Origin of the sequence: Roseateles chitinivorans, assembly GCF_050632235.1 — a bacterium.
GTDB lineage: Bacteria > Pseudomonadota > Gammaproteobacteria > Burkholderiales > Burkholderiaceae_C > Roseateles > Roseateles chitinivorans_A.
This window is the reverse complement of record NZ_CP192584.1, coordinates 4,928,062-4,951,724: the sequence shown is the minus strand read 5'-3', so window position 1 is coordinate 4,951,724 and position 23,663 is coordinate 4,928,062. Positions and strand designations below refer to the sequence as shown.

The following is a 23,663-nucleotide window of genomic DNA, read 5'->3' as shown; positions in this document are numbered from 1 at the left end:
GACCCCGGCGGGTGCCGGGGTCGTGCTGACGGATCATCAGGATCCGTCGATTCAAGGATCAGTGGATCCGAGGATCACTGGATCACGCCGCAGGCGATGCGCGCGCCGCCACCGCCCAGAGGGGCAGGGTGGTCGGCGTGGTTGTCGCCGCCCGCGTGGACCATCAGCGCATGGCCCTTCACGTCGGCCAGCTTCAGGCGCGGCGCGAGCACGGGTTGCATCGCTTCACCTTCCCCGTTGACGAACATCGGCGGCAGGTCACCCAGGTGGCCGTCGCCCCAGGGTTCGCCGTGCTTGCCCGACTTCTTCGGATCGAAGTGGCCACCGGCCGCTTCGGCGGGGAGGGCTTGCCGTCCTTGTCGGCGGCGGCGCAGGACGGGTTCGCGTGCACGTGGAATCCGTGCAGTCCCGGCGGCAGGCCGGTGAGCTTGGGCGTGAACACGAGGCCGTATTTCGTGTCCTCCATCGTGACGGTGCCGACCGGGCCGCCTTCCCCTGCGGGGTGGCGACCTTCAAGGTCACGGTGGCTTCGGCGGCGAGCGCGGCGGTCACGGGCAGGCAGGCCACCAGCGCGGCGGCCAGCAACGGGCGAAGGGTCATGCGAGTCTCCTGACTTGGGGGTGGGAACGGATGGCAATCCGTGTGCCCCCGTCGGAGCGACCTCGTCAGCGCGACACGATCAGGCGCAGCCCCAGGGCGACGAACACGGCGCCGGCGATGCGGTCCAGCCACAAGCCCGCGCGCGGCTTGCGCTGCAGCCATTGGCCGATCGCGCCGGCGAAGTAGCCCAGCAGGCCGAACAGCACGGCCGCCTGCAGGGTGAAGGTCAGGCCGAGCAGGGCGGTCTGCGCGGCGACGTGTCCCTGTGCCGGCACGACGAACTGCGGCAGGAAGGACAGGAAGAACAGCACGACCTTCGGATTGATCGCGTTGGCGAAGACGCCCTTGAAGAACAGGCGCGACAGCGAGTCCTCGACCTGCGACGCGTCGCCGACCGTCGCGCCGCCGCGGCTGCGCAGTGCCTTGATGCCGAGCCAGATCAGGTACAGCCCGCCGCAGACCTTGAGCGCGGTGAAGGCGACCGGCGAGGCTGCGATCAGCGCGCTCACGCCGATGGCGGCCAGCACCGTGTGGCTCAGACAGCCCAGCGCGCATCCGAGTCCGAACGCCATGCCGTGTCGACGACCCTTGGACACGCCCATGCCGAGCACCATCAGGTTGTCGGGACCCGGCGACGCCGTGATCAGCGTGGCGGCGAAAAGGAAGCCGAAGAATTGTTCGAAGGTCAGCATGGCGCGAATGATAGGTCCGGGAGCCAAAAACGCGCCGCCGCTACACTCGCGCCCGATCGTTATGAGAGCGTTAATAAAACGTCAACGCATGGTGTTGGCGATCTGGGAGAGCGCATGTTCGGGATGAGTTGGCGCGGCGCGTGCGTGGCCGCTGCATGGATGGTGATGACGGGTTGCGGCGGCGGTGGTGGTGGCGGGGAGGGTGGCAACCCCCGCCCGATGCGGGGGACAGGCGCCTGGCGGCGCGTCGCCGACCTCCCTCATGCCGGCGGCGCCGGTTCCCGGGGAGACGTTGATCGTCGACGCCGCGGTGCTGCGTCCGCTGATCGTCGATGCCGCCTGGCATTACCGCGGCATCGAGACGCAGGCGAACGCCGCTTCGCCGATCCTCTACGACACCACGACACAGCATCTGGCGAACGGCACGGGCAAGGTGTTCGAGACCGCCACCAATGCCGGCAACCGTGGCGCGGATCAGGTCACGTTGCGGGTCGAGTCGGGCACGGTGACGGCGGACGAAGGACTGGACCTCGCGCCCGGCTTGCGCGTCCTGATCCAGCGGACGGAACTGAAGTCGCCCGTCCGTGCCGGCGAGCAGTACAACATCCACGACCGGCGCATCGAGGACGTCGGCATCGACGTCGACGGGGACCGGCGCAACGATGCGATGGACGTGGCCGTCTATGCGCGCGTGGTGGGTTGGGACACCGTGGCACTGCCATCGCTGCCCAGCGTGCGGGCACTGCGCGTCGACACGACGCTGCTCACGCGCGTGCGCGGCACCGTGACCAACCTCTGGTCCGACGTGACGCGCATCGAGACCAAGGCCTGGTTTGCCGAAGGGCTGGGCATGGTCCAGTTGCAATCCGACGTGCCCGCCATGAATGGCAAGGGAGCGACGCGGACCGTGGAGACCCTGCTTGGATTCGATGGCGGGAGCATCGGACTCGGCGCGAGCGCGGCCATCGACCTGCGTGTGCCGCTGACCAGCGCGACCTTCCCCGGCGGCTGGATCTCGGCATCCGACCTGGTCGCCGCGATCCCGATGGACGACCAGGCCCTGCTTTTCGAGAGCCGCCTCGGCGGCGAACTCGCCGTCTACCGCATGAATGCGCGAGGGAGCATCACCGGCGTCCATCATCACCTCGGCCAGAACGCGCAGCCCAGGATGGCGCGGTATGCGCGCGTGGGCAGCGAGGTGCTTGTCGTGAGCGACGAGCATCCGGCGTTGCGCCGGTTCGATGCCAACGGGCAGTTGATCGGAACGGTGGACACCTTGCCGCTGTCACGGCCGGGGCGGTCCGATGCCATGTTGCTGCAGGCGGTGGCATACGGCCAGTCGTTGGGTCTGTTGTGGTCTCGCAAGTCCGCCGACGGCAGCCGGGTGGAACTGGTGATGGGACGCTTCGCGTCGGACGGCACGCCGGCAGGAACCGAGGTGGTGATCTTCACCGGCGCCGACGTGCATGCGGACGCGCGCGCGAGCGCGCTGGGCGCCTCCGGTGGACGGATGGTGGCGACCTGGGCGGGACGGCAGACCTTCGGCAACGCGGTCGACATCGGGGTGGCCGCGTGGGCGCCGGACAGCGGGGAACTCAAGCAGCTCGTGCTGGCGAACGCGGTCCTGAATTCATCGCAGGTGGCGCCGACCGTGGTGTCGCTGCAGGAGGGGGTGGCCTTGCTGTGGGGCCGCGCGCTCGCCAACGGCGACCCGCTCCCCGACGCCGCCGGCGTGCGGCTGGATGCGCAGTTCAATCCGGTGCGCGGCGCGGCGGGGATCGACGAGGAGATCCTTCGCGGTCTGCCCGGTTCGCCGATCAACGGCAGAGCGCCCGCATTCCAGACGCAAGGGCAACGGATCGTCGGCTGGGTGAATCGTGTCGAGCCGATCTGGCCGGACCTGCCCAGCGACCCGTATCGGATGGACTTCACGCGCGTCAGCTGGTGGGAGGTCGGGCCGGGTGCGCTGAGCGGCGCGCAGGTGAAATCGATCCGCGTGGGCAGGGGCGGCGAGGGCGCCAACGCCGCGCCGGTGCTGCTGACACTTGGGGATCGACTGCTGATGCTCGGTGGCAACCAGGCTGTCAACGTGCGCACCCTCTGGCTGCCCACGGGCCGCTGAAACGCCGCCCGGAAGCAGTCCCGAAAAGAAAACGGGCCCTGATTGCTCAGGGCCCGTCGTTCATGCGTCTTGGCGGAGAGAGAGGGATTCGAACCCTCGGTAGGCTATTAACCTACACACGCTTTCCAGGCGTGCGACTTAAACCGCTCATCCATCTCTCCGAAGCCCGCCATCATAGCGCAGTTTTTCCACCCCGAATGAAACTTGCGGGGCGAGTGGCGCGCCGCCTTGCCAGAGGGCCCGGCGGAGGCCCGGCGGAGGCGGCAGGGCGGTCGAAGGCTCAGCGGCCCGGCTGGATCACCTTGTCGCTCTTGATCAGCGCCATCGCCGTGCCGATCAGGCCGGAGACCTCGCTCATGTTGGCCGGCACGATCATCGTGTTGTTCTTCTGGGCCAGTTGCGAGAAGGCCTCGACCGCCTTCTCCGCGACCTTCAGCTGCACCGCGTCGCTGCCGCCCGGTTGCTGGATCGCCGCGGCGACCTTGCGGATCGCCTCGGCGCTCGCCTCCGCCACCGACAGGATGGCCGCGGCCTCGCCCTGCGCCTTGTTGATCTCGGCCTGCTTCTCGCCCTCGGAGCGGGCGATCGCCGCCTCGCGCTCGCCGGTCGCGATGTTGATCTGCTCCTGGCGGCGGCCTTCGGAGGCGGCGATCAGCGCGCGCTTCTCGCGCTCCGCGGTGATCTGCGCCTGCATCGAGCGCAGGATCTCCGCCGGCGGCGTCAGGTCCTTGATCTCGTAACGCAGCACCTTCACGCCCCAGTTCAGCGCGGCTTCGTCGAGCGCCTGCACGACCGAGCTGTTGATCACGTCGCGTTCCTCGAAGGTCCGGTCGAGCTCCATGCGGCCGATCACCGAGCGCAGCGTCGTCTGCGCCAGCTGCGTGATCGCGATGATGTAGTTGCTCGAGCCGTAGCTGGCACGCATCGCGTCCGTCACCTGGAAGTACAGGATGCCGTCCACCGTCAGCTGGGTGTTGTCGCGCGTGATGCAGACCTGGCTGGGGACGTCCAGCGGGATCTCCTTGAGCGAATGCTTGTAGGCCAGCCGGTCCACGAAGGGCACCAGGATGTTCAGGCCGGGCGTCAGCGTGCCGTGGTACTTGCCCAGGCGTTCCACGACCCAGGCGTTCTGCTGGGGGACCACCTTCACCGACTGGATGACGAAGACGATGGCGACGATCAAGATGACCAGGGCGATGATTTCCATGAGCGGGACTCTCCTCCGGGGAATGAAACTGAAACGGGTGGGGCGGGGCGGATCAGGCTGGCTCGACCAGCAGGCAACTGCCCTCGACCGCACGGATGACGTGGCGCCCGATCGCTGGCGCGCCGTTGCCGACGAAGCGCGCCTGCCAGGCGGCGCCGCGATAACGGACCTCGGCGGTGCCGTCGGCGCGCCAGTGCGCGACGTCCAGGCTCTGGCCGATGTCGAGGTTCACGTTGGGGTTCTCCGCGGCGGGCAGTCTCGGGTGGCGGCGCAGGCGCAGATGCCACCAGGTCACCGCGCCGCCGCCGATCGCCGCGGCGATCACCAGCTGCGCCCAGAACGGTCCGCCGAGGTGGGCCGTCAACGCCGCGGCCGCCGCGCCCAGCGCCAGCATCAAGAGATAGAACGTCGTGCCGGTCGCGAGCTCCGCCGCCACCAGTACGCCGCAGATCACCCACCACCAGGTGGCGAGACTCCAGTCCATCGATTCCTCCTAGCTGACTGCCGGCCGATCCGTGATTCGCCCGGTCCTTCGAGTCGGGTCAGTGTACGCCCGGGGTCGGTGCTTGCCCGGTCGCTCCGAAGGAGGTGGGATCCCCGCTTTTCCGGGCCATTGGGGCCCCATCCACGGGTCATTGACAGGAGATCCCCGGCATGGCCGTTCTGTTTCTGCGACAACGCCCGATCAACACTTGCGTGACACGGCTGTAGCCCTACACTTCGCGCCTTTCTTGTTTGACCTGCCCCGATCCGGAGGCCTTCATGACGCCGCGTTTCCGCTTTCCCATCGTCATCATCGACGAGGACTATCGCTCCGAGAACACCTCGGGTTTGGGCATCCGCGCGCTCGCGGAGGCCATACAGAAAGAGGGCTTCGAAGTCCTGGGCGTCACGAGCTACGGCGACCTGAGCCAGTTCGCCCAGCAGCAGAGCCGCGCCAGCGCCTTCATCCTGTCGATCGACGATGAGGAGTTCTCCGGCAACGGCGACGGCGCGGAGCTGGATCCGGCGGTGCTGAACCTGCGCAAGTTCATCCAGGAGATCCGCTTCAAGAATGCGGACATCCCCATCTACGTCTACGGGGAGACGCGGACCTCGCAGCATCTGCCCAACGACGTGCTGCGCGAGCTGCACGGCTTCATCCACATGTTCGAGGACACGCCCGAGTTCGTGGCGCGTCACATCATCCGCGAGTCGAGGAGCTACCTCGACGGCCTGGCGCCGCCGTTCTTCAAGGCGCTGATGGCCTATGCGCAGGACGGATCCTACTCCTGGCACTGCCCGGGGCATTCCGGTGGCGTGGCCTTCCTGAAGAGCCCGGTCGGCCAGATGTTCCACCAGTTCTTCGGCGAGAACATGCTGCGTGCCGACGTCTGCAACGCGGTCGAGGAACTCGGCCAGTTGCTGGACCACACCGGCCCGGTCGCCGAGAGCGAGAAGAACGCGGCTCGCATCTTCAATGCGGACCACTGCTTCTTCGTCACCAACGGCACCTCGACGTCCAACAAGATGGTCTGGCACCACACGGTGGCGCCGGGCGACATCGTGGTCGTGGACCGCAACTGCCACAAGTCCATCCTGCACAGCATCATCATGACCGGCGCGGTGCCGGTCTTCATGACGCCCACGCGCAACCACTACGGCATCATCGGTCCGATCCCGGAGAGCGAGTTCTCGCCCGACACGATCCGCAAGAAGATCGCCAAGAACCCGCTGCTCAAGGGCGTGGACGCGAAGAAGGCCAAGCCGCGGATCATGACGCTGACGCAAAGCACCTACGACGGCGTGCTCTACAACACCGAGACCATCAAGTCCAAGCTGGACGGCTGGATCGACACGCTGCACTTCGACGAGGCGTGGCTGCCGCACGCGGCCTTCCACAACTTCTACGGCTCGTACCACGCGATGGGCAAGCACCGTCCGCGTCCGAAGACCGCGATGGTCTACGCCACGCAGTCGACCCACAAGCTGCTGGCCGGCATCTCGCAGGCCTCGCAGGTGCTGGTGCAGGACTCGCAGAACGTCAAGCTGGACAAGCACCTGTTCAACGAGGCGTACCTGATGCACACCTCGACCAGCCCGCAGTACTCGATCATCGCCAGTTGCGACGTCGCGGCCGCGATGATGGAACCTCCGGGCGGCACCGCGCTGGTGGAGGAGTCCATCAGCGAAGCGCTGGACTTCCGCCGCGCGATGCGCAAGGTCGAGAAGGACTACGGCAAGGACTGGTGGTTCAAGGTCTGGGGTCCGGACAAGCTGGCGACCGACGGCATCGGCAAGGCCGCCGACTGGATGCTCAAGGCCAACGAGAAGTGGCACGGCTTCGGCCCGATCGAGGCCGGCTTCAACATGCTGGATCCGATCAAGTCCACGGTCATCACGCCGGGGCTGGACATGAGCGGCAAGTTCGCCAAGACCGGCATTCCGGCCAGCATCGTCACCAAGTTCCTGGCGGAGCACGGGGTGGTGGTGGAGAAGACGGGGCTGTACTCGTTCTTCATCATGTTCACCATCGGCATCACCAAGGGCCGCTGGAACACGCTGCTGACCGCGCTGCAGCAGTTCAAGGACGACTACGACCGCAACGCGCCGATCTGGCGCATCCTGCCGGACTTCGTCGCGGCCTTCCCGCGCTACGAGCGCATGGGCCTGCGCGACTTGAGCCAGAGCGTGCACGAGGCCTATGCCTCGGGCGACATCGCGCGCCTGACGACCGAGGTCTATCTGTCGGAGCTGGAGCCGGCGATGAAGCCGTCGGATGCGTACGCGCACATCGCGCATCGCAAGACGGAGCGCGTCGAGATCGACAAGCTGGAAGGCCGCGTCACCACCGCGCTGCTGACGCCGTATCCCCCGGGCATCCCGCTGCTGATCCCGGGCGAGCGCTTCAACAAGCGCATCGTCGACTACCTGAAGTTCACCAGGGACTTCAACGCCAAGTTCCCGGGTTTCGCCACCGACGTCCACGGCCTCGTGGCGGAGAAGGGTGACGACGGCATCACGCGTTACTACGTGGACTGCGTGATCGACACGAAGAAATAATCCCAGTCCACAAACGCAAACAGACCCCGAGGGGTCTGTTTTCGCTCGTGAACCTCGGTTGGAGCCGGCGGAAGCCGGGCCGGGGTCGACGATTTGTGGAGCCTGCGAGACGTATGAGGAGACCCCGGCCCGGCTTTCGCCGGCGACCGGAGTCAGCCGGCTGTCACTCCGTCCCGGCCATCGCCCCGTGGCTGAAGCCGCCGTCGACGTAGACGATTTCGGAGCTGATGCCGCCCGCCAGGTCCGACAGCAGGAAGGCGGCCGTGTTGCCGACGTCCTCGATCGTGACGTTGCGCTTGATGGCGGCGCTGTCGGCGAACTGCTTGAGCAGCTTGCCGAAGTCCTTGATGCCGGAGGCGGCCAGCGTCTTGATCGGCCCGGCGGAGATGCCGTTCACCCGGATGCCCTTGCCGCCCAGGCCATAGGCGAGGTAGCGCACGCTGGCTTCCAGCGAGGCCTTGGCCAGGCCCATGGTGTTGTAGTTGGGAACGAAGCGGTCCGCCCCCAGATACGACAGGGTCAGCAGCGCCGAGCCGGCGCGCAGGCGTGGCTGGGCGGCCTTGGCCATGGCCGGGAAGCTGTAGGCGGAGATGTCGTGCGCGATGCGGAAGTTCTCGCGCGTCATGCCGTCCAGGAATTCGCCGGCGATCGCTTCGCGCGGCGCGAAACCGATCGAATGGACGAAACCGTCGAATTCCGGCCAGTGCTGGCCGAGGTCCGTGAACAGGCGTTCGATCTGGGCGTCGTCGCTCACGTCGCAGTCGAACACCAGTTTGGAGTCGAATTCGGCGGCGAATTCGGTGATGCGATCCTTGAAGCGCTCGCCCTGGTAGCTGAACGCCAGTTCAGCGCCTTCGCGGTGGCAGGCCTTGGCGATGCCGTAGGCGATCGAGCGGTTGGACAGCACGCCCGTGATCAGCAGTCGCTTGCCAGCGAGAAATCCCATGTCTGCTCCTGGTATTCATAGATTCGAGGGAGGCCGGGATTCTCGCACGTCAGGCTGTGACAGATGACGCAGCCTTGTCGGCACGCTGTTTGCATAGTACACTTCTAGCTTCGCTGAAAAAGTGAACGGTGGGCGGATTCATCCAGCCCATTTTTTTGGCTGTTCCTAATCTGTCCCAAGCGCCTGTTGCAGGGCCAATACTTTCGCCGATGAATTTGAGCTGGCAAGCCGTTGTTGAGAAAACCGTGACCGGACTCGGTTACGAGGTGGTGGGCTGCGAACGCAGCGCCGGGGGCTTGCTGCGCGTGTTCATCGACAAGCCGCTGGTGAACGGCCAGGAACCGGAGACGCCGGTCAACGTCGAGGATTGTGAGCGCGTCACGCGCCAGTTGCGCTATGTGATGGAAGTCGAGGAAGTCGACTACACGCGCCTGGAAGTGTCGACCCCCGGCCTCGATCGTCCGCTGAACAATGCCGGCGACTACGCCCGGTTCAACGGTCACGAAGTGGAAATCACATTGCGCGAGGCTTTCCAGGGTCGCAAGAAGTACCGGGGTGTCCTGGTCGCGGCCGAAGGCGTGGCGCAGGACGACTGGAACGCGCTGGCGCAGAACACCGCCTGGCGCGTGATCTTCATGGACGGCAAGACCGAGCAGGTGCTGGACTTCGCGCTCGACGAAGTGCGCTCGGCCAAGCTGGTGCCGGAGATCGTTTTCAAGGGTCGCGCGTCGAAGTCGACGGGCGGCGCTGCCGCGGATGACGCGGCGAAAAAGAACACGGGCTTGGCGCCCGGATCGGAATCGGCTGACGGAGCGGCTGCGAAGCCCAAGGCGTCGAAGAAGAAGAGCAATGCCAAGTCCCGGCAGACGGATGACAAGGTTGACGGAGGTCTCGATCAATGAACCGCGAACTGTTGATGCTGGTGGACGCCATCTCGCGCGAGAAGAGCGTGGAGCGCGATGTGGTGTTCGGCGCCGTTGAGGCGGCCCTGGCTTCGGCCACCAAGAAGTTGTATGGCGGCGAGGTCGATATCCGCGTGGCCATCGATCGCGACACCGGCGAGTACGAGACCTTCCGCCGCTGGCACGTCGTGCCCAACGAGGCCGGCCTGCAGAATGCCGACTCCGAGATCCTGCTGTTCGAAGCGCAGGAGCAGATCGCCGACATCGAGGTCGACGACCACATCGAGGAAGGCGTCGAGTCCGTGCCGATCGGCCGGATCGGTGCCCAGGCGGCCAAGCAGGTCATCCTGCAGAAGATCCGCGACGCCGAGCGCGAGCAGCTGCTGAACGACTTCATGTCGCGCGGCGAGAAGATCTTCGTCGGCACGGTCAAGCGCCTGGACAAGGGCGACATCATTGCCGAGTCGGGCCGCGTCGAGGGTCGCCTCAAGCGCAACGAGATGATCCCGAAGGAGAACCTGCGCACCGGCGACCGCGTCCGCGCGGTGATCCTGGGCATCGACCCGACGCAGCGCGGTCCGCAGATCATGCTGTCGCGCTCCTCCGGCGAGTTCATGAAGGAACTCTTCGCGCAGGAAGTGCCGGAGATCGAGCAGGGCCTGCTCGAGATCAAGAACGCCGCCCGCGATGCCGGCAGCCGCGCCAAGATCGCCGTCGTCTCGTACGACAAGCGCGTCGACCCGATCGGCACCTGCGTCGGCGTGCGCGGTTCCCGCGTCAACGGCGTGACCAACGAGCTGGCCGGCGAACGCGTGGACATCGTGCTGTGGTCGGAAGATCCGGCGCAGTTCGTGATCGGCGCGCTGGCCCCGGCGAACGTGCAGTCGATCGTCGTGGACGAGGAGCGCCACGCGATGGACGTGGTCGTCGACGAGGAGAACCTCGCGATCGCGATCGGCCGCGGCGGCCAGAACGTGCGCCTGGCGTCTGAGCTGACGGGCTGGAAGATCAACATCATGACCGCCGAGGAATCCCAGGCCAAGCAGGCCGAGGAATCCGACGGGGTGCGCAAGCTGTTCGTCGAGAAGCTGGACGTCGATGAGGAAGTCGCCGACATCCTGATCGCCGAAGGGTTTGCCTCGCTGGAAGAAGTCGCCTACGTCCCGATGCAGGAAATGCTCGAGATCGAGTCCTTCGACGAAGAGACCGTGAACGAGCTGCGTACTCGCGCCAAGGACGCCCTGCTGACGATGGAAATCGCCCGCGAGGAAAAGGTCGAGGAGGTCTCCCAGGACCTGCGCGACCTGGACGGCGTCACCCCCGAGCTGATCGCCAAGCTGGCGGCCGGCGATATCCATACCCGTGACGACCTGGCAGACCTGGCCGTTGACGAATTGGTCGAGATTTCGTCCCTGGACGAGGCAGCGGCACGCGCTTTGATCATGAAGGCGCGCGAGCACTGGTTCAACGCATAACGCCCGAGCAGACACCGCTCTGAAGCGATTTCAAGCGAAACCAGACCGCTCCGCCCCACACAAGATTTAAGGATTTCAACAATGGCCGTGACCACCGTCGCCCAGCTGGCCGCAGAGCTCAACAGGCCTGCGACCACGTTGCTGGAGCAGCTCCAAGCTGCGGGCGTCAAGAAGGCGTCCGCCGAGGACACCTTGAACGAAAGCGACAAGGAACGTCTGCTGGATCACCTGCGCACCGCGCACGGGACCGCCGGCGGCGCCGAGCGCAAGAAGATCACGCTGACCCGCAAGTCCACCAGCGAGATCAAGCAGGCCGATGCGTCGGGCAAGGCCCGCACGATCCAGGTCGAGGTGCGCAAGAAGCGCGTCTTCGTCAAGCGCGAGGACGGTGTCGATGACGCCACCGCCGCCGCCGCCGAGGAAGCCGAACTGAAGCGCCGCGAGGAAGAAGCCCAGGCGCAAGCCGAGGCCCTGCGTCAGCAGGAAGAGGAACTCGCCCGCAAGGTGCGTGAGCGTGAAGACGCCGAGCGCGCCGCCCGCGAAGCGGAAGAGAAGCGTCGCGAGGAAGAGCGCGCCGCGCGTGAAGCGGCAGAAGCCGCCGCCGCCGAAGCCGCGGCCAAGGCCGCCGCCGAGGCGGAAGCACGCAAGATCGCCGACGCCGCCAAGTCCAAGGCCGAGAAGGCCGCGGACAAGGCGGCCGAGAAGGCTGCGGCCGCTGCTGCGCCTGCGCCGGCCCCGGTGGCCGCCGCTCCGGCTCCGGCCCCGGTCGAGCCCGCCAAGCCCGTGCTGCGCGTGGTGAAGGCCGCGGACGTCGCCGCCGACGAGAAGGCTCGCCAGGGCGAGCTGGAGCGTCGCCGCAAGGCCGCCGAAGCCGAGGCCGCCGCCATCCGCGCGATGATGAACGCGCCCAAGAAGGTGCTGGTCGCGAAGAAGGAAGAACCCAAGCCCGAGGCCACGCCGGCCGCCGGCATCAAGGGCACCATCCACAAGAAGCCGGGCGGCGCTCCGGGTGCCGCTGGCACGACCGCAGCCGCCGGTGCGAAGCCGGGCGACAAGAAGTCGGTCAAGTCCGAGAAGCTGTCCTCCAGCTGGGCCGATGACGCCAAGAAGCGTGGCGTCGCCGGCAAGCCGGGTGGCGGCCGTACCGACGGTCCGGCACGTCCGGGCGGCGGCACGAGCTGGCGCGCGCCCGGCCGTGGCGGTGCCGGTGGCCGCCGTGGCGGTCGCGACGATCGCGGCGCCTCGCAGTCCAATTTCCAGGCTCCGAACGAGCCGGTGGCCCAGGAAGTGCACGTTCCCGAAACCATCTCGGTCGCCGATCTGGCGCACAAGATGTCGGTGAAGGCCTCCGAGGTCATCAAGCAGCTGATGAAGCTGGGTCAGATGGTCACCATCAACCAGCAGCTGGACCAAGAGACGGCCATGATCCTGGTCGAGGAAATGGGCCACAAGGCGTTCGCCGCCAAGCTGGACGATCCGGACGCGTTCCTGGAAGAAGAGGGCGCCGCCGCCGAAGGCCAGCACGAGCTGCTGCCCCGCGCGCCGGTCGTCACCGTCATGGGTCACGTCGACCACGGCAAGACCTCGCTGCTGGACAGCATCCGCCGCGCCCGCGTGGCGGCAGGCGAAGCCGGCGGCATCACGCAGCACATCGGCGCTTATCACGTCGATACGCCGCGCGGCATGATCACCTTCCTCGACACCCCGGGTCACGAGGCCTTCACGGCCATGCGTGCCCGCGGCGCCCAGGCGACGGACATCGTCATCCTGGTCGTGGCTGCCGATGACGGCGTGATGCCGCAGACCAAGGAAGCGATCCACCACGCCAAGGCAGCCGGCGTGCCGATCGTGGTCGCGATGAACAAGATCGACAAGCCGGACGCCAACGCCGAGCGCGTGAAGAGCGAGCTGGTCGCCGAGCAGGTCGTGCCGGAAGAGTTCGGCGGCGAATCGCCGTTCGTCCCGGTGTCGGCCAAGACCGGCCAGGGCATCGACGATCTGCTGGAACAGGTCCTGCTGCAGGCCGAAGTGCTGGAACTCAAGGCCGCGAAGGATTCGATGGCCAAGGGTCTGGTCATCGAAGCCAAGCTGGACAAGGGCCGCGGCCCGGTCGCGACGGTGCTGGTGCAGTCCGGTACCCTCAAGCGCGGCGACGTGGTGCTGGCCGGCTCGACCTACGGTCGTGTCCGCGCCATGCTGGACGAAGATGGCAAGAACGCCACCGAAGCCGGCCCGTCGATCCCGGTCGAGATCCAGGGTCTGACGGAAGTGCCGCGCGCCGGTGACGAGTTCATGGTGCTGAGCGACGAACGCCGCGCCCGTGAAATCGCGACCTTCCGCGCCGGCAAGTACCGCGACGTCAAGCTGGCCCGCCAGCAGGCGTCCAAGCTGGAGAACATGTTCGCGGAAATGACCGCCGGCGACGTGCAGACGCTGCCGCTGATCATCAAGGCCGACGTGCAAGGCTCGCAGGAAGCCCTGGCTTCCTCGCTGCTCAAGCTGTCGACCGACGAGGTCAAGGTCCAGATCGTGCACGCCGCGGTGGGCGCGATCAGCGAGTCCGACATCAACCTCGCGATCGCCTCCAAGGCTGTCGTGATCGGCTTCAACGTGCGTGCCGATGCCGGCGCGCGCAAGGTGGCCGAGCACAACGACGTCGACCTGCGCTACTACAACATCATCTACGACGCTGTGGATGAGGTGAAGGCGGCGATGGCTGGCATGCTGGCTCCGGAGCAGCGCGAAGAGATCATCGGTACCGCCGAGATCCGCACCGTGTTCGTGGCGACCAAGATCGGCACCATCGCCGGTTCGATGATCACCAGCGGTCACGTGACGCGCAACGCGCGCTTCCGCCTGCTGCGCGACAACGTCGTGGTCTACACCGGCGAGATCGAGTCGCTCAAGCGCCTGAAGGACGACGTCAAGGAAGTCCGCGAAGGCTTCGAGTGCGGTATCAAGCTGAAGAACTACAGCGATATCAAGGAAGGCGACCAGCTGGAAGTCTTCGAAATCAAGGAAGTGGCGCGCACGCTGTAAACCAGCCTGCCGCAGCTTCATGCCCGGCGGTTCGCACCGCCGGGCTTTGTTGTTTGAGAGAGTGAGGAAAGAGCCATGCGTCACAAGCGATCTATCCCCAACCGCGGTCTGCGCGTGGCGGACCAGATCCAGCGCGACCTGGCCGAGCTGATCCGGGACCTCAAGGACCCGCGCGTCGGCATGGTGACGATCAATGCGGTGGAGGTCACGCCCGACTACGCGCACGCGAAGGTCTACTTCTCGCTGCTGGTCGGCGATCCGGAAGCGACCGGCGCGGCGCTGAACGAGGCGGCGGGATTCCTGCGCAACGGGCTGTTCAAGCGGCTGCAGATCCACACCGTGCCCAGCCTGCATTTCCATTTCGACCGCACGATCGAACGCGCCGCCGAGATGAGCGCGCTGATCAACAAAGCGAACCTGTCCCGAGCCAAGGACGACGAGACCACCGAGGACTGAGGTCCTCCGAGCCAGAAAGACGGCGTCCCGAGAGGGCCGCCGCGTAGTGATGAGCGCAGTAGCCCCCGCCCCAAGATCGTGAAGCGCGCCGTGCACGGCGTGTTGATGCTGGACAAGCCCCTCGGCCTGACCAGCAACGACGCATTGCAGAAGGTCAAGCGCCTGCTGCGCGCCGAGAAGGCCGGCCACACCGGCACGCTGGATCCGCTGGCGACCGGGTTGCTGCCGCTGACCTTCGGCGCGGCGACCAAGTTCAGCCAGGTCTCGCTGGAGGCCGACAAGGGCTACCGCGCGACGCTGCGCCTGGGCATCACGACCACGACCGGCGACGGCGAGGGCGAGATCCTCGAGCAGCGCGACGCGATCGCGAAGTCGCTGGACCTGGACGCGATCCGCGCGGCCTGCGAGGGCTTCCGCGGCGCGATCTCGCAGCTGCCGCCGATGTACTCGGCACTGAAGCACCAGGGCCGCGCGCTGTACGAACTGGCCCGCGAAGGCGTGACCGTCGAGCGCCAGCCGCGCAATGTGACGATTCATGCGCTCGACATCGTCGACTGGCAGCCTTCGGAGCTGCTGCTCGTGATCGACGTGCGCTGCACCAAGGGCACCTACATCCGCACGCTGGGCGAGGACATCGGCGCGAAACTGGGCTGTGGTGCTCACCTGGCCGGCCTGCGCCGGACGGCGAGCGGTCCGGTGTCGATCGAACGGGCGGTGACGCTTGAACAGATCGAGGCGTTGGACGAAGAGGCCCGCCTGTCGCTGCTGACCGCGCCAGACAGCCTGCTGGGCGAATGGCCCGAGGTCGAGCTGAGCAACGACGAGGCCGGCCGCTTCCTGTCCGGCATGCGCCGGCGCGTGACGCTGACCGACATGCCGCAGGTGCGTGTCTACGGCCAGGCACCGCGCGCCTTCCTGGGCAGCGCCCACGTGGCCGGCGGCGAGCTGATCGCCGATCGTCTGCTGAGCCCGACCGAAATCGCTTCCATGCTGATGCAGGCCGCCTGAGCCCGCATCGCCAACAAGATCCGAGACATCCCGAGTTCCCGACTTCCTCCGAATCCAGAGAAAGCCCCTAGCGAAAGCCGCCCCATGAGCAAGCAAATCCGCAACATCGCCATCATCGCCCACGTCGACCATGGCAAGACCACCATGGTGGACCAGCTCCTTCGCCAGAGCGGCACCTTCGCCGAGCACGAGAAGGTCGTCGACACCGTGATGGACAACAACGCCATCGAACGCGAGCGCGGCATCACCATCCTGGCCAAGAACTGCGCGGTCAGCTGGGAAGGCACGCACATCAACATCGTCGACACCCCGGGACACGCGGACTTCGGCGGTGAAGTGGAGCGCGCGCTGTCGATGGTCGACGGCGTGGTGCTGCTGATCGACGCGCAGGAAGGCCCGATGCCGCAGACGCGCTTCGTGACCAAGAAGGCGCTGGCGCTGGGCCTCAAGCCCATCGTCGTCGTGAACAAGGTCGACAAGCCGGGCGCCAAGCCGGACGCCGTCATCAACGCCGCCTTCGACCTGTTCGACAAGCTGGGCGCCACCGACGAGCAGCTGGACTTCCCGGTCGTGTACGCCTCGGGCATCAACGGCTGGTCGTCGCTGGAAGAAGGCGCGCCGGGCGAGAAGTGGGGCGAGGACATGTCCGCCCTGTTCAACACCGTGCTCAAGCACGTGCCGTCGCAGAAGGGTGATCCGGACGCGCCGCTGCAGCTGCAGATCTCCGCGCTGGACTTCTCGACCTTCGTCGGCCGCATCGGCGTGGGCCGCATCAGCCAGGGCACGCTGAAGCCCTCGCAGGACGTGCTGGTCATGGAAGGTCCGGACGGCAAGTCCGTCAAGGGCCGCATCAACCAGGTGCTGACCTTCCAGGGTCTGGACCGCGTGCAGGCCACCGAAGCCGGCCCCGGCGACATCGTGCTGATCAACGGCATCGAGGAGATCGGCATCGGCGTGACCGTCACCAGCCCGAGCAGCCCGGCCCCGCTGCCGATGCTCAAGGTCGACGAGCCGACGCTGACGATGAACTTCTGCGTCAACACCTCGCCGCTGGCCGGCCGTGAAGGCAAGTTCGTCACCAGCCGCCAGATCTGGGACCGCCTGCAGAAGGAACTGCAAGCCAACGTCGCGCTGCGCGTGAGCGAGACCGACGAAGACGGCATCTTCGAAGTGATGGGCCGCGGCGAACTGCACCTGACCATCCTGCTGGAAAACATGCGCCGTGAAGGCTACGAGCTGGCCGTGTCGAAGCCGCGCGTGGTGTTCCAGACCATCAACGGCGAGAAGTGCGAGCCGATCGAGCTGGTCACCGCCGACGTGGAAGAAACCCACCAGGGCGGCGTCATGCAAGCCCTGGGCGAGCGCAAGGGCGAGCTGGTGAACATGGAACCGGACGGCCGCGGCCGCGTCCGCCTCGAGTACCGCATCCCGGCCCGCGGCCTGATCGGCTTCTCGAACGAGTTCCTGAACCTGACGCGCGGCTCCGGCCTGATCTCCAACATCTTCGACGGCTACGAACCCCACAAGGGCGATATCGCCGGCCGCAAGAACGGCGTGCTGATCTCCATGGACGCCGGTGAAATCTTCACCTACGCCCTGGGCAAGCTGGACGATCGCGGCCGCATGTTCGTGAAGCCGAACGACCCGGTCTACGAAGGCATGATCGTCGGCATCCACAACCGCGACAACGACCTGATCGTCAACGCGACCCGCACCAAGCAGCTGACCAACTTCCGCGTCAGCGGCAAGGAAGACGCCATCAAGGTGACGCCGCCGATCGACCTGACGCTGGAATACGGCGTCGAGTTCATCGAGGACGACGAGCTGGTCGAGATCACGCCGAAGTCGGTGCGGCTGCGCAAGCGCCACCTGTCGGAAAACGAGCGCAAGCGCGCGCTGCGGAGCTGATCGGGAAACGCCTGGACTGCGAAGTCCGGGCGTTGGTCGCCGAGGCATGAGGCCCCAGCGGCAAGCGCTGAAACCTCACGCCTCACCGCCCCCAACCCGTACCGTCCTTCCAAGGTTTTGCGACCGAGGACCTCGTGAAATGAAAACGCCCGATGCATCGATGCATCGGGCGTTTTCTTTTGGGGGTCGGGGTCGGGTTGTGCTCGGGCAAAAGAAAGGCGACCCGTGGGTCGCCTTTCGCGGAGCAGGGATGCTCAGCGTTGGGATTGCTTGCGGCGACGCACGCCGATCAGGCCGAGCAGGGCGACCGAGGCCAGGGCCAGGGAGGCCGGCTCCGGCACGTTGCCGTTGTTGGTGCCGCCGCCCGGGGCCTTGTTGCCCGAGACGGAGAACAGCTTGACGAAGTCGTAGCCGGCGTAACTGCTGCCGATACCGCGCGTCAGGCCGGTGGTCGAGCCGTCGGCACCCGTCGGGCTGCCGCCCAGTTGGGAGTTGTAGGCGGTGATGATCCACCAGCTCGAGGTCAGGCTGGTGTTCAGGTTGACCGTAGAGTTGGCGTTGTTGCCGACGTCGGCGTAGCTGTTGACCAGCGACCAGCCGTTGGCCGACTTCAGCGACGCGGCAGTCTTGCCGGTGATCGTCGAGGCAGCGTCCACGCCGCTGGTATTGCCGGTATAGGCCAGGACGGTGATGTCGCTGTCGTACTGCCACCAGCCGAGCTTGACCTGGGTCAGGTTCACGGCGGAGTCGAACTTCAGCAGGATCAGGTCCTGGTAGCCGTAGGTGTCCAGCGCATGGTTGGGCGACTGCGCGTCGCCGCTCGGCGCCGTGACGCCGAAACCGCTGCCGCCGTAGTACGCCAGCGTGCTCTGCGCGAAGCCGTTGGTGCTGGAGTAGGCGCCGCCGGAGGTATTGATCGCCGCCGAGTAGGCCGAGTAGCTGACGTTCGGGGCCGCGTCGCCGGTCTCGCTGCAATTGGAGGCGCAGCTGCTGGCCGTCCAGGTGGAAAGCGCATGCGCGCTGAACGGCAGCAGCGACGCGAGCGCCACGGCAGCCATTCCGATCAGTCGTTGTTGAACTCTTTGCATGGTTTCCCCTCGGTGCCCCGACGTGATCGGAGTTGTCAGATTCGTTGGACCTTCAGTTAGCAAGGCCTGGGCCAAGGTCCTGAATGTCTTGCGGCACAAGCACTTGTCGTTGAATGTGTCCGCCTCTGGAACAGGACTGTAAGTTCTTCCGACAGGCGCTGGAACCCCTCACCAGAGGGGCTTTCGGCGGTCAACGCAGCGTCTGGCTCAAGGCCTGCGCGTCCTTGTGACTTTCGAACGCCGTGCTGCGCAGCGCGGCGTCCAGTTCCTCCCGTGCCTCGGTCTTGCGCCCGGCCTTGGCCAGCGCGGCGGCGAGGTGATAGCGGATGTCCGGACTATTGGGCTCGCGCAGGCGCGCGTCGCGCAGCAGCTGCAGCGCGCGGTCGCCGTTGCCGGCCAGGTGGTAGGCCCAGCCGGCCGTGTCGATGACGGACGGGTTGCGCGGGTCCAGCGCCAGGGCCTTCTCGGCCATCGTCGCCGCAGCCGCCGCCTCGCCCTGGCGGATCATCGTGTTCGCGAGGTTGTTCAGCGCCTCGACGTCGTTGGGGCGGAGCTTGAGCGCCGCGTCGTAGCTGCGGCGGGCCGCCGGGAATGCCCCGGCGCGCGCCTGGGCGTCGCCCAGCGCCTTCCAGGCCGCGAGGTCGGCCGGATGCGTCTTCAGCCAACGTTCCGCCAGATCCTGGGCGGCCTTGCCGGCTGCATCCTGCCGGCTCAGGGCCCGCATCAGCGCCAGCAGGCTGCCGCTGGTGGGCTGGACCTCATGGGCCTTGCGCAGCGCCTCCAGCGCCTGGGCGGGCTGCTTGCGCGCCTGGGCAACGTCCGCCAGCAGCGAGTAGCCCAGCGCCGCCTGAGGCCGGAGCTGGACGACCTGCCTGGCCTGCTTCTCGGCCAGCGCCAGGTTGCCCTGCTGCATCGCGACGGTCGAGGACAGGGCCAGGGCGCCGACATGCTGGGGGGCGGCCTGCAGCGCCTTGTCCAGGCTGTAGGCGGCGCCGGCGAGGTCGCGCGCGTCCAGCTGGAGGCCGGCGATCTGCGCCAGCGGATCCGCACCGAATCCCGAGCGCCGCGCCGCGTTGGTCAAGGTCGCCGTGGCGCCCTTGACGTCGCGGTTCGCGAGTTGCGCGCGGGCGTAGGTGATCAGCGTCTGCGGATCGTCCGGTGCCTTGCCGAGCAGCTTGCGGGCCGCTTCGAGCGCCGGCGCCGGCTGTTCCTGTTTCAGCAGCCAGGCGACCAGCGCCTGGTCGGCCCGCGTGTTGCGCGAGGTGCTCACGTCGGTGGCCTTGGACAGCCAGCGCTGCACCTCGGCCGTCTGGCCGCGGGCTTCGCTCAGCAGCGCCATCTCGTAGAGCGCGTCGGCGTTCTTCTCGTCGGTTTTCAGCAGCGCGGCGAGGCGCGCCTGGGCCGCATCGAACTGGCGTTCGGTGATGTCCACCCGCGCCAGCCCGAGTTGCGCCTCGACCAGGCTGGGGTCGAGCTGGCTGGCCTTCTGGTAGGCCTCGCGCGCGCCGGCCGCGTTGTTGGCCGCACGGCGCGCCACGCCGAGCTGGATCCAGGCGGTCGGGTTGTTGGGGTCCTGCTTGACCAGCTTGTCCGCGATGCCGACGGCCTTGGCCGTCTGACCGCCGCGCAGGTAGAGCGAGACCAGCGCCATGCCTGCGTAGACCTGGCGCGGATCGCGCTGGAAGGCCTTCTCCAGCTCGCCGACCGCGTCGCCGGACTGGCCGCCGCGCAGCAGCGACAGGCCGAGCGCGGTGCGGAATTCCGGCGCATCCCGGGACTTCAGCGCTTCCTGCATCAGGGTGGCGGCGCGCGCGTGGCGACCTTGCGCCATCTGCAGCGTGGCCATCATCACCAGCGCCTGGCCATCGCCGGGGAAAGCCTTGAGGTAGGACTCCAGCACCTCGCCGGCGCGATCGAGGTTGGGCTCCGCCACGTAGACCTGCGCCAGCAGCTTGGACAGCGGGCTGTTCGGGGTCTGGCGCTGGGCGTACTCGAGGTAGGGCTTGGCCTTCTCCATCTCGCCCAGCCCGTAGTGGGCCAGGCCGTTGAGCATCAGCGCCTGGGGGCGGAAGCGGATGAACTCGATCGGCACCGGATCCAGTTCGGCGGTGACGGCCTTCAGCGCGGCCTTGGCCGCGGCGGCGTCATTGCGGCGCTCGGCGAGCACCGCGCTGAGGTAGAGGGCGCGGGGCTCGCTGGGGGCCAGCTTCAAGGCGGACTGGACCTGCGCCAGCGCGTCGGCGTCGCGGTTCAGGTCGATCAGCAGGCCGCCGCGCGCCAGCTGCGCCTCGAGGTGGCGAGGATCGGCCGCGATCGCGCGCTCGTAGCCCTTGAGCGCCTCGTCGAGCTTGCCCTGCACGTGGGGCACGGTGGCGCGCTGGTAGAGCGCCTCGCCGTTGCCCGGCGCCAGGCGCAGCGCCTGCTCGGCGGCGGCGGTGGCCTGGTCGAACTGGCGCGCGCGCAGGCGCAGCGGCACCTCGGCCAGCCAGGTGTCGGCGTTGTCGGGCGGGATGGCGCGCGCCAGGTCGATCTGGGCCTGCGCCCGCGACGGATCGCCGAGGTCCGAGGCCGCCGCCGCGCGCACCAGCAGCAGCGGCTTGCGGATGTTGTCGGGCAGGCCGTCGGGCACCAGCGCCGGCTGCTTGAACACCTCGGCCTGCTTGCCCTGCGCGACCAGCGCCTGCGCCAGCGGCACGGCGACTTCGGCGCGGTTGATGCCCTGCGACAGCGCCTCGTTGAATTCGATCTCGGCGGCGGCGGCCTCGCTGCGCATCAGCAGCGCCTTGCCCAGCAGCACGTGAACCGTGAGCATGCGGGCATCCTGCTGCAGCGCGTTCTTGAGCTGGATGACGGCGCCGTCGATGTCCTGGCGCTCGAAGCGCTTGAGCGCGTCCTCGTAGTAGCGCGCGGCCTTGACGCTGTCCGCCTGCGCGGTCGAGGCGCCCATCGCCAGCAGCGCCAGCAATGCCGCAGCGGCGGGACGTCGCCAGCCGGTCCTGCGAAGAGTGCTCATCTCGTCCCCCGGGGATGTTGTTCTGTGGCGCGGCGGATGCCGTCGCGGCGCGCAGGCGGGCAGGGCGCCCGCGTGGCGGGGCGTGGACCGGCGCCGCAGGGACGCCCGTCCGCGCCGAGGATCACTTGCGGTAGTTGTCGAAGCTCAGCGGCAGGTCGGGCAGCGCCTTGCGCAGCGCGGCCTGAGCGCCTTGCAGGTCGTCCAGCGACTTGCCGGTGATGCGCACGATGTCGCCTTCGATCTGGGCCTGCACCTTGAGCTTGCTTTCCTTGATCGCGGCGACGACCTTCTTGGCCTCGGGCGCTTCCAGGCCGTTCTTGATCTTGTAGACCTGCTTGACGCGGTCGCCGCCGAGCTTCTCGATCTTGTCCTGCTTGTCGACGAAGCCGAGCACGACGCCCTGCTTGGTCAGCTTCGAATAGAGCACGGCCTCGATCTGCTCGAGCTGGAACTCGGCGTCGCCCGTGGCGTGGACTTCCTTCTCCTTGTCCTTCCATTCGATGGCGGCGCTGGTGCCCTTGAAGTCGAAGCGGGTCGCGATTTCCTTGGCGCTGGCGTCCACGCTGTTGCGGACCTTCACCATGTCGGGTTCGAGGACGGTGTCAAAGCTGGGCATGTGTACGGCTCTTTCAGAGGGGCGGGCGACGGCCGATTGTCGGGCGCCGGTCACCGGAGGGATCTTCGGGGATATGGGCGAGAATTCTAGCCATGCAGTCTCCCGCCATCCCCCCTCGACCGAGCGACGCGAGGGCGTCGTGATCGAGCACGACGTCAACCTCAAGCCGTACAACACCTTCGGCCTGCCCGCGACGGCGCGCCGGCTGGTGCGCATCCGCGAGGAACTGGATGTCCGCCGCGTCGTCGACCATCCGGAACTGGGCCGCGCGCCGAAGTTCGTCCTGGGTGGCGGGTCGAACCTCGTCCTGACGAAGGACGTCGATGCGGTCGTGCTGAAGATGGAGATCCAGGGCCTGAGCGTCGAGGAGCGCGACGACTGCTGGATCGTGGAGGCCGGCGCCGGCGTGCCGTGGCACGACGTGGTGGCGTTCTCGCTGGCGCAGGGCGTGCCCGGGCTGGAGAACATGGCGCTGATCCCCGGCACCGTCGGGGCGGCGCCGGTGCAGAACATCGGCGCGTACGGCATCGAGCTGAAGGACCGGCTGGAGAACGTGGACGTCGTCGACCTGACGACCGGCCGCCGCGTCACGCTGCCCGCGGAGGTCTGCCGCTTCGGCTATCGCGACAGCGTGTTCAAGCAGGGCGGGTACGGTGGCCTGGCGGGCAAGAGCGTGATCACCAAGGTACGGCTGCGCTGCCCGAAGCCGTGGCAGCCGCAACTGGGCTACCTGGACCTGGAGCGCAAGATGGCCGAGACCGGCATCGCCGCGCCCGACGCGCGCCAGGTGTTCGAGTGGGTCTGCGAGATCCGCCGCGCCAAGCTGCCGGACCCGGCGCGGATCGGGAACGCGGGCAGCTTCTTCAAGAACCCGGTGGTCAGCGCGGAGCAGTGCCGCGACATCATCGCGCGCGACCCGCACATCGTGCATTACCCGATGGCCGACGGCAGCTTCAAGCTGGCCGCGGGCTGGCTGATCGATGCCTGCGGGTGGAAGGGCAAGAGCGTCGGTGGCGCGGCCGTCTACGAGAAGCAGGCGCTGGTGCTGGTGAACCGCGGCGAGGCCCGTGGCGCCGAGGTCGTCACGCTGGCGCGCGCGATCCAGGAAAGCGTCTACGGCCGCTTCGGCATCCGGTTGGAACCGGAGCCGGTGGTCGTCTGATCAGATCCAGTGGAAGCCTTTGGCCATGACGGCGACGAGGCTGAGCGCGACGGTGATGAGCGCGCCGAACAGCAACCGGAAATCGTGGGTGCGGATCGCCGTGATCTCGGCGCGCATTTCCTTTCGGAACTCGCGGAACTCGCTCTTCAACTCGCTGAACTCGTTCTTCAATCCATGCACGTTGGTCTCCAGGACCGCCACCCTGACGGCAAGGCTCCGATCGTGGGTTGATGCCGACGCGCGGTCAATGGCTTCGACAGGTGGGGATGGCTGATGTATCGACGTCATGCGAGGCTCTCCGGCAACGCCTGGCCCCATGAACTCATTCGACATGAGACTGCTCATTTGGCGGCGTCAGATAGGACGAAAGGAATGCGTCCACTGTCG

16 protein-coding genes, 1 tRNA gene and 2 pseudogenes are annotated in these 23,663 nt (G+C 67.2%); 9 read left to right on the top strand and 10 right to left on the bottom strand.

Annotated elements, in window-relative coordinates; translation table 11 throughout:
• Nucleotides 1-74: 74 nt before the first annotated feature.
• Both sodC and ACQ859_RS22580 read right to left on the bottom strand, forming a co-directional pair.
• Nucleotides 75-600: pseudogene (gene sodC / locus ACQ859_RS22585) on the bottom strand (superoxide dismutase [Cu-Zn] SodC).
• 65 nt (nt 601-665) lie between these two features.
• On the bottom strand, nt 666-1,292 hold the full coding sequence (locus tag ACQ859_RS22580; protein ID WP_431262852.1) for a LysE family translocator: 627 nt from the start codon (nt 1,290-1,292) through the stop codon (nt 666-668).
• A 292-nt stretch (nt 1,293-1,584) separates the two neighbouring features.
• Between ACQ859_RS22580 and ACQ859_RS22575 the strand changes: the two genes are divergently transcribed.
• Nucleotides 1,585-3,414, top strand: coding sequence for a hypothetical protein (locus ACQ859_RS22575; protein ID WP_431262851.1), 1,830 nt, complete (start codon nt 1,585-1,587; stop codon nt 3,412-3,414).
• Between the two features lie 70 nt (nt 3,415-3,484).
• Here ACQ859_RS22575 and ACQ859_RS22570 read toward each other — a convergent pair.
• The 3 genes from ACQ859_RS22570 to ACQ859_RS22560 all read right to left on the bottom strand — a co-directional run bounded on the left by ACQ859_RS22570 (nt 3,485) and on the right by ACQ859_RS22560 (nt 5,105).
• Nucleotides 3,485-3,575 (bottom strand) — tRNA-Ser (locus ACQ859_RS22570).
• A gap of 119 nt (nt 3,576-3,694) precedes the next feature.
• Nucleotides 3,695-4,621, bottom strand: a complete 927-nt coding sequence (locus ACQ859_RS22565; RefSeq protein WP_067274606.1) for an SPFH domain-containing protein — start codon at nt 4,619-4,621, stop codon at nt 3,695-3,697.
• Nucleotides 4,622-4,673: 52 nt separating this feature from the next.
• Nucleotides 4,674-5,105 carry an NfeD family protein gene (locus ACQ859_RS22560; RefSeq protein ID WP_431262850.1) on the bottom strand — a complete coding sequence of 144 codons (432 nt, stop codon included), beginning with the start codon at nt 5,103-5,105 and terminating at the stop codon, nt 4,674-4,676.
• Nucleotides 5,106-5,383: 278 nt separating this feature from the next.
• Here ACQ859_RS22560 and ACQ859_RS22555 point away from each other — a divergent pair, with 278 nt between their 5' ends.
• Nucleotides 5,384-7,663 (top strand): Orn/Lys/Arg decarboxylase N-terminal domain-containing protein, encoded by a 2,280-nt coding sequence (locus ACQ859_RS22555; RefSeq protein WP_431262849.1) that lies wholly within the window; start codon nt 5,384-5,386, stop codon nt 7,661-7,663.
• 163 nt (nt 7,664-7,826) lie between these two features.
• Here the strand turns inward: ACQ859_RS22555 and fabI are convergent, their stop codons facing one another.
• Nucleotides 7,827-8,609: an enoyl-ACP reductase FabI gene (gene fabI / locus ACQ859_RS22550; protein ID WP_431262848.1), complete on the bottom strand. Its 783-nt coding sequence runs from the start codon at nt 8,607-8,609 to the stop codon at nt 7,827-7,829.
• Nucleotides 8,610-8,818: 209 nt separating this feature from the next.
• On the opposite strand from fabI, the gene rimP reads away from it, so the two are divergent.
• The 6 genes from rimP to typA all read left to right on the top strand — a co-directional run bounded on the left by rimP (nt 8,819) and on the right by typA (nt 17,397).
• Nucleotides 8,819-9,511, top strand: coding sequence for a ribosome maturation factor RimP (gene rimP, locus ACQ859_RS22545; protein WP_431262847.1), 693 nt, complete (start codon nt 8,819-8,821; stop codon nt 9,509-9,511).
• A complete protein-coding gene (gene nusA, locus ACQ859_RS22540; protein ID WP_431262846.1) occupies nt 9,508-10,986 on the top strand; it encodes a transcription termination factor NusA in 1,479 nt (492 codons plus the stop codon). The genes rimP and nusA overlap by 4 nt, the downstream gene beginning before the upstream one ends.
• 81 nt (nt 10,987-11,067) lie before the next feature.
• Entirely contained in the window at nt 11,068-14,025 is a 2,958-nt protein-coding gene (gene infB / locus ACQ859_RS22535) for a translation initiation factor IF-2 (protein WP_431262845.1), read from the top strand.
• Between the two features lie 75 nt (nt 14,026-14,100).
• Nucleotides 14,101-14,481, top strand: coding sequence for a 30S ribosome-binding factor RbfA (gene rbfA / locus ACQ859_RS22530; RefSeq protein ID WP_331616714.1), 381 nt, complete (start codon nt 14,101-14,103; stop codon nt 14,479-14,481).
• Nucleotides 14,482-14,586: 105 nt separating this feature from the next.
• On the top strand, nt 14,587-15,489 hold the full coding sequence (gene truB / locus ACQ859_RS22525) for a tRNA pseudouridine(55) synthase TruB (protein ID WP_431266628.1): 903 nt from the start codon (nt 14,587-14,589) through the stop codon (nt 15,487-15,489).
• An 84-nt stretch (nt 15,490-15,573) separates the two neighbouring features.
• Nucleotides 15,574-17,397 (top strand): translational GTPase TypA, encoded by a 1,824-nt coding sequence (typA, locus tag ACQ859_RS22520; protein ID WP_431052016.1) that lies wholly within the window; start codon nt 15,574-15,576, stop codon nt 17,395-17,397.
• Nucleotides 17,398-17,651: 254 nt separating this feature from the next.
• Here the strand turns inward: typA and xdp1 are convergent, their stop codons facing one another.
• The 3 genes from xdp1 to ACQ859_RS22505 all read right to left on the bottom strand — a co-directional run bounded on the left by xdp1 (nt 17,652) and on the right by ACQ859_RS22505 (nt 22,114).
• Entirely contained in the window at nt 17,652-18,455 is an 804-nt protein-coding gene (xdp1, locus tag ACQ859_RS22515) for an exosortase-dependent surface protein XDP1 (protein WP_431262844.1), read from the bottom strand.
• 220 nt (nt 18,456-18,675) lie between these two features.
• On the bottom strand, nt 18,676-21,498 hold the full coding sequence (prsT, locus tag ACQ859_RS22510; RefSeq protein ID WP_431262843.1) for an XrtA/PEP-CTERM system TPR-repeat protein PrsT: 2,823 nt from the start codon (nt 21,496-21,498) through the stop codon (nt 18,676-18,678).
• A gap of 121 nt (nt 21,499-21,619) precedes the next feature.
• Nucleotides 21,620-22,114: a YajQ family cyclic di-GMP-binding protein gene (locus ACQ859_RS22505; protein ID WP_297528740.1), complete on the bottom strand. Its 495-nt coding sequence runs from the start codon at nt 22,112-22,114 to the stop codon at nt 21,620-21,622.
• Between the two features lie 136 nt (nt 22,115-22,250).
• Here ACQ859_RS22505 and murB point away from each other — a divergent pair.
• A pseudogene (gene murB / locus ACQ859_RS22500) lies at nt 22,251-23,276 on the top strand (UDP-N-acetylmuramate dehydrogenase); the annotation flags it as partial.
• Here murB and ACQ859_RS22495 read toward each other — a convergent pair.
• The gene (locus ACQ859_RS22495; protein WP_431256422.1) at nt 23,277-23,609 is read right to left on the bottom strand and encodes a hypothetical protein; all 333 of its coding nucleotides are present in this window, start codon (nt 23,607-23,609) and stop codon (nt 23,277-23,279) included.
• Between the last annotated feature and the right edge of the window lie 54 nt (nt 23,610-23,663).